The sequence below is a fragment of the Sphingobacteriales bacterium genome (genome assembly GCA_012517435.1).
Classification (GTDB): Bacteria; Bacteroidota; Bacteroidia; order CAILMK01; family JAAYUY01; genus JAAYUY01.
This window is the reverse complement of the sequence record JAAYUY010000117.1, coordinates 1-5,932: the sequence shown is the minus strand read 5'-3', so window position 1 is coordinate 5,932 and position 5,932 is coordinate 1. Positions and strand designations below refer to the sequence as shown.

Here is a 5,932-nt window from a genome sequence, read left to right as displayed (position 1 = left end):
TCGAGCCTTATTCTGCCTTTTACTCAGTTCGATAAGGCCAATAAAGGCCGGATAACGGTTTTGGGTAATCCCGACCTCAGCAATGTCAAAGTCATCATGATTGGCGTCAGAAACCCGTCAAAAGACAATAGTTTTGTAAACACCGACAATGGTGAGCCGCATTGCGGGATAATCTGGATAAACGAACTCCGTGTAACCGATTTCGATCAGAGAGGTGGATATGCGGCTATTGGAAAAATAGCGACCAAACTGGCAGATTTCGGTAAGGTAAATGTGTCGGGGAGCATTAAAACAGTTGGGTTTGGGAGCCTTGAACAAAAACTGCAGGAAAGAAGCAAGGAAGATTTGACCACTTTCGATGTACAGACTTATCTTGAGCTTGGAAAATTTTTTCCGCAGAAAGCAAAGGTGAAAATTCCCATGTTTTACAACTATTCCCAGTCGAGAAGCAAACCACAGTACAATCCGCTTGCCCCCGATATCCTGCTCAAAACAAGGCTTGATCTGGCTCAGACCCGTGAAGAAAGAGATTCCATACTATATGCTGCCGAAACATTCATCAGCCGTACCAGCCTTAATTTTATGAACGTTCAGAAAATGAGAAATCCTGATAAAAGGAAATTTCATTTCTATGATATCGAAAATGTCCTGCTTTCGTATGCCTACAATGATGTTTTCAAACGGGATATTAATGCCGAATATGATTTCAAACAGAATCACCAGTTCGTACTGAACTATAATTATACCTTTAAAGAGAAAAATATAACCCCGTTCAGAAAGGTGATTAAGTCGAAATCGAAGTATTTACGGCCAATAACGGATTTTAATATCGGGCTTATTCCCCAGTCGTTCAGTTTTCAGACTCAGATTGACAGGCGTTACGGAGAAATGCTATACCGTAACAATACCAATATTCAGACGATACTGACCCCATTGTACGAAAAGAACTTCACCATCAAGAGAATTTATGAATACCGCCATGATTTTACCCGCTCCTTGAAGCTGGTTTACAATGCCAGTGTCGATGCTTATGTGTATGAGCCTGCAGGCCCTATTACTCCCGAAACAAGGGATACCATTCTGAGAAACTTCAGCAGGATGGGGAACACCAGAAGCTTTGACCATAAAATAGGACTGTCGTACGACATACCATTACGGAAATTTCCGGTTTTTGACTGGATAAATGCCAGAGCATCCTATACCGGCAGTTACAACTGGCGGGAAGCTCCTCCTGCGGCAAAGGAACTTGGTAATACGATCCAGAATGCACAGACTACTCAGCTTTCGGCTAATCTGAATTTTGTTTCCCTTTACGGAAAAGTCAAATTCTTTAAAAACATTAACGCAAACAAGAGTAATATCGGTGAAATCAGGAAAAAACGTTTTGAAGAGCTGAAAGAAAAATACAAAAAAGAAGGAAAGGAACTGGTGGATGAAAACGGGGAAAAGATTACAGCTGAAAATATTGAAATTAACGAAGGCTTTTATAAGCTGCTGGAATCTTCACTTCGCTTTCTGATGAGCCTGAAAAATGCAACCATTAATTATTCATTAAATCAGGGAACAATTCTGCCCGGCTACGACAAAAGGCCTCAGATACTTGGAAATAACTGGGATCTCAATGCTCCCGGGCTGCCCTTCCTGGCCGGAATTCAGGATCCCGATTTCAGGTTTATTGCTGCCAGAAACGGTTGGTTGACGAGGGATACTTCCCTAAATACGCTATACATGCAAAACTATATTGAAAACCTGACTGTTAATGCCAATCTGGAACCATTTAAGGACTTCAGGATAAATGTTGAAATGAACAGGCAAATGACCAAAAACTTTCAGGAAATATTCCGTTATGATGAAATAACCGGAGATTTTGTGTCGCGTAGTCCTGTCGAAGGTGGAAGTTTCAGCATGTCTTACTGGTCGTTACCGACAGCATTAAAAGGACGATGGAACGAAGACAAATCTCAGGCATACCAGAATTTCGAAGATAACAGGCATGTCATCGCCCACCGGCTGTCTCCCGGAGGACCCGTTGACACCTTTGATTTTCCGGCTGGCTATACCCGTACCTCACAGGATGTGATTATTCCTGCATTTCTTGCTGCTTATGCCGGTAAAAATGCCATGCTGACCTCTTTATCAAATTTCCCTGCCATTCCTGCCCCCAACTGGCGCATTACTTACAGCGGATTGAGCAAAGTTGAATGGATTAAGAAGTACATTAAAAACATTAACCTTAACCACGCATACAGGTCATCTTATAATGTTTCAAATTTCACCTCAAATCTTAACTACGATGAAAATGAAATTCCTGTTGTCGGGAAAAACCTGATACCCAAATACAGGATTCAAACCATCACCATTACGGAACAACTGGCTCCCTTGCTTGGGCTTGATATCAACTGGGTGAACAACTGGACATCCCGTATTGAATACCGGACTACCCGAAATATCAGCTTTACCTTTGCCAACTATCAGACTGCCGAAATCAGGGACAAAGACCTGACCATCGGCATCGGATACAGGGCTAAGGAGGTTCAGTTACCTTCTTTTATCAAATATCACAACAAAAAGGTCATTCTTGAAAATGACCTGAATTTCCGGCTCGATTTTACCCTGCGCACCAACAGGTCGGTGATTTATAAACTCGATGAAAATGAAACACAGAATGTTGGCGGAAGCAGGGTGCTTACGTTAAAACCCTATCTGGACTATGTGATCAACGACAACCTGACCATCAGATTGTTCTTCAACAGAAATGTAACAAAACCGGTTGTTTCGACAAGTTACCCCACCTCTTTCACCAATTTTGGGTTTAGTGTCAGATACACACTGGGTCAATAAGGCCAGATTGATTTTGGGAATAGAAAAAATATTGGATTTACAATTTACGCCTTCGTCAATTCCCTTTATTTCGGTGGCAGAATGCCAGATTTTGAATCATTTTTCTTACCGGGTTTCCCTGAAATATTGTCCGACTCGTTCAGGTCTTCCTGCGTGATTTTTTCATTTTTAAAGACATCTTCATGAAAGATGAATTTTCCCTTGCTGAATTTAAAATAGTTATAACTCCCATCCGGAAGGTAAGTCCAGACTTTACCTGCATCGTCTTTTACAGGGGGTACAAGGTTGTCAAAAACAATCAGGTTTTTTGAATGAATCAGTTTCAGGGCAACCACCGCATCTTTGTTGTATTGCAGGACGACCCTTGTTCGTGTACGGGTGGTGTCCTGAAAAACCGGAGCCCCGAATACGGCATTGCCATTTTCATCAAAAGTCAGTAATTCAATGATTTTCTTGCTGCTGATGTAATTGTTTCCATCCCATCCCAGCAAAACATAAAATTTCTTTTTTCCTTTTTTAAACATCCCGATATCATAATATTGAGCGCCAAACCATGATTCATTGCTGAGAATGGTATCTTCCACAATGTCATAGGGTATCATGTGAGAATAATCGTAAAGAGGCAGCAATTTCAGGTTGATGCTGTTGTACTGGATAGCTCCGTAATAGCGGTAAGTACCGTCATCAAAACGCAAAGTCCAGCTGAACAACCTGAAACTATTGTCGGGAGCTACCAGTTTATACATAAAGTCAAGATGATTAAAGGAATAATAATAAGAACCCCTGACTTTCAATGCTTTAACAAAAAGCGGGATGAAATCTGTCAGCGCATCCATCCGGGCATATTCGTTCCATGCATCCTTGATCGAGTCGCCAAGGGCTTTCAGTTTTGGCTCGATGATATATATGCTGTCAAAATTTAAACCTTCCTTTTCAATGATCTTCTGGTTTTTCAGCTCAGCCTTGTCCGTGATCTTTTGTTCGGTCACCCGTGTGATTGTATAATCTTTTGGTTTATATGATTGATTTTCAGTGATTAATTTAATGCTTACAGCGAAAAACTTATCAAAGCGTTCAATGAGAGGATAGGAAAACATACCGATCACTTCACCGAAATTATTCAACAACGGAGCTCCGTCAAAGTTTTGATCTAAATGCATGGCCGTCAATATCCCCGGACCAACTCCTTCAAACCTCCGGATGACCGAAACATAACCTTCACTGACTAAAAATTCTCCTTTTTCATTGACACAGATGGAAAAAGCAGGATCTCCTTCATAAAAAACACTTTCTGACAAAGACACTGCACTCAACTGCATCGGAAGGGCAACTGTCTGGAGCAAAGCCATGTCGCCTTCTTCACTGACCACCTCAACCGAAACTATCCTATATTGTTTTCCATCAAAGCCTTTGACCCGGATGGAGTCGGAATGATTTACCAGGTGATTGGCAGTCAGTATTTTACCGGTGGAGCTGATGAAAATTCCCGTGCCGGTGTGTTGAAGGCTCCCGTCTTTAAAAGTGCTGACAGATACCAATGCTTTTTTGACTTTTTCATACAACTGGCTAAGGTCTTCCTGCTGACCGTAAACAGAGGGAATCAGAAATAACAAAATCAGAATCAGGTAAGCAGATTTCTTCATTTTTTTAATGTTAACGGACTATCTGCATGTTTATTTCAGGCGAAGCCGGTCGATGGCTGATGAAATGTTTGTGAAAACTCGGTTTTCAAGGTTTTCTCTTTCTGACAAATTAAATTTTTCCCCTGTAAACTGTTCATACAACTCCACATACCTGTTCATGATCATTTCAACAATTTCGTCAGTAAACTCAGGCATCACATCATTTTCTCTTCCCTGATATCCCTGACTCATCAGCCATTCACGGACGAATTCTTTCGACAACTGCCTTTGTTTTTGCCCTTTTCTGAAGTTTTCCTCATAGCCCTGAAGATAAAAATAGCGGGACGAATCGGGGGTATGAACCTCATCAATCAGGTAAATTTTGCCGTCTCTCAACCCAAATTCATACTTGGTATCAACCAGTATCAAACCTTTTTCCGCAGCAATTTCACAGCCTCTCTGGTATAATTTAAAGGTGATATCTTCGAGCTGAGTGTAATATTCTTCCGAAACCAGACCATTTTCAATGATAAAGTCGCGGCTGATGTCTTCATCATGTCCCTCCATGGCTTTGGTAGTGGGGGTAATGATAGGCTTCTCAAACTTCTGATTTTCGACCATTCCATCTGGCAGTGGAATACCACAGATACTCCTTTTTCCTGAAGCATACTCCCGCCAGGCATGCCCGACCAGATAACCGCGTATAACCATTTCGACAGGAAAAGGTTCGCATTTTATTCCGATAGAAGCAGTCGGGTCGGGAACATCCAGCAGCCAGTTCGGAACAATGTCTTCTGTTTGTTTCATCGATTTGGCAGCTATCTGATTCAAAATCTCTCCTTTAAAAGGAATTGCCCTGGGTAAAATAACATCAAAGGCTGATATTCTGTCGGAGACAATAAAGAGGAGGTAGTCGTCTCCTAATTCATAAATATCCCTTACTTTTCCTCGTTTCAGGCTTTTCTGGCCTTTAAACTTAAAATTACTTTCTTTTAATGCTTCGAATTTCATAGTATTGGTGATTAACTTTTTATTTTGTTTCTTTATCTTTTTTTACTGAGTAGGCTGAGATAATTTCCTTGACGATACGATGGCGTGTAACATCATGAATGTCAAACTCGAGAACGGTGATTCCCTTGATATGACTGAGAATTTGAGTTGCCCTGAGCAATCCGGAACGCTGGGAGGCAGGCAGGTCGATTTGTGTCAGGTCGCCATTGACAATAAACTTGGCGTGAGGCCCCATGCGTGTCAGAAACATTTTTAGCTGAAGGTCGGAACAATTCTGGGCTTCATCGAGTATCACATAGGCGTTGTCGAGTGTTCGCCCACGCATAAAGGCAAGGGGTGCAATTTCAATAATTTTTCTTTCCAGATAGAAAGCAATTTTATCGGCAGAAAGCATATCGTCCAGAGCATCATACAAGGGACGCAGGTAGGGGTCTATTTTTTCCCGCATATCACCCGGC

General features: G+C 41.6%; 4 protein-coding genes. 1 reads left to right on the top strand and 3 read right to left on the bottom strand.

Annotation, left to right across the window (positions count from 1 at the left end; all coding sequences use genetic code 11):
- On the top strand, positions 1-2,841 hold a 2,841-nt coding region (gene sprA, locus GX437_06840; protein ID NLJ07367.1), incomplete at its 5' end, for a cell surface protein SprA.
- Between the two features lie 65 nt (positions 2,842-2,906).
- On the opposite strand, the gene GX437_06835 is transcribed toward sprA, so the two are convergent.
- The 3 genes from GX437_06835 to GX437_06825 all read right to left on the bottom strand — a co-directional run.
- The gene (locus GX437_06835; protein NLJ07366.1) at positions 2,907-4,484 is read right to left on the bottom strand and encodes a trypsin-like peptidase domain-containing protein; all 1,578 of its coding nucleotides are present in this window, start codon (positions 4,482-4,484) and stop codon (positions 2,907-2,909) included.
- Between the two features lie 30 nt (positions 4,485-4,514).
- Complete coding sequence (locus tag GX437_06830; protein ID NLJ07365.1) at positions 4,515-5,474, bottom strand: phosphoribosylaminoimidazolesuccinocarboxamide synthase; 960 nt, start codon at positions 5,472-5,474, stop codon at positions 4,515-4,517.
- Between the two features lie 19 nt (positions 5,475-5,493).
- The coding region (locus tag GX437_06825; protein ID NLJ07364.1) for a PhoH family protein at positions 5,494-5,932 on the bottom strand (439 nt) is incomplete at its 5' end.

Bases quoted from the DNA above. Each gene is read 5' to 3' on its own strand.
- GX437_06830 (NLJ07365.1), bottom strand. From the start codon at position 5,474: ATGAAATTCGAAGCATTAAAAGAAAGTAATTTTAAGTTTAAAGGCCAG.
- GX437_06835 (NLJ07366.1), bottom strand. From the start codon at position 4,484: ATGAAGAAATCTGCTTACCTGATTCTGATTTTGTTATTTCTGATTCCC.